The organism is Olleya sp. Ti.3.14, assembly GCF_038154885.1.
GTDB lineage: Bacteria > Bacteroidota > Bacteroidia > Flavobacteriales > Flavobacteriaceae > Olleya.
Genome location: NZ_JBAKAO010000042.1, coordinates 1 through 345, shown reverse-complemented (window position 1 = coordinate 345; position 345 = coordinate 1). Strand labels below are relative to the sequence as shown.

Genomic DNA, 345 nt, shown 5'->3' with positions numbered 1-345 from the left:
GTTTATAATTGGTATAATGCATGCTGTCTAATCGTTTTTAGAAAAATACCCATCATTAGAAACTGCATAATCACTTACTTCTATGCTTCCTGTTTTAAACCAAACTTCGGCATAATTACCATCCGCATATTGCTTTTGGATGTTACCACCATGTGTTTCTCCACCAGAACACCAGTTTTTGTTTACTTCTGGAGATTTTCCGTTAGTTTGATTGTAACAACCCAATTTGAAGAAACATCCTTCGCCTGCATAAGCTTCAGGACGCTCTACACCATCTTGTCCAATTGGAAAAAACAACGTTTTAGTTTGCTCTGGTATGTCAGATTTAGTAGTGTATTCTGATAG

General features: G+C 36.5%; 1 pseudogene. It reads right to left on the bottom strand.

The features are described 5' to 3' along the window. Positions 1 to 27 precede the first annotated feature (27 nt). A pseudogene (locus V6251_RS15200) lies at positions 28 to 345 on the bottom strand (polysaccharide lyase family 7 protein); the annotation flags it as partial.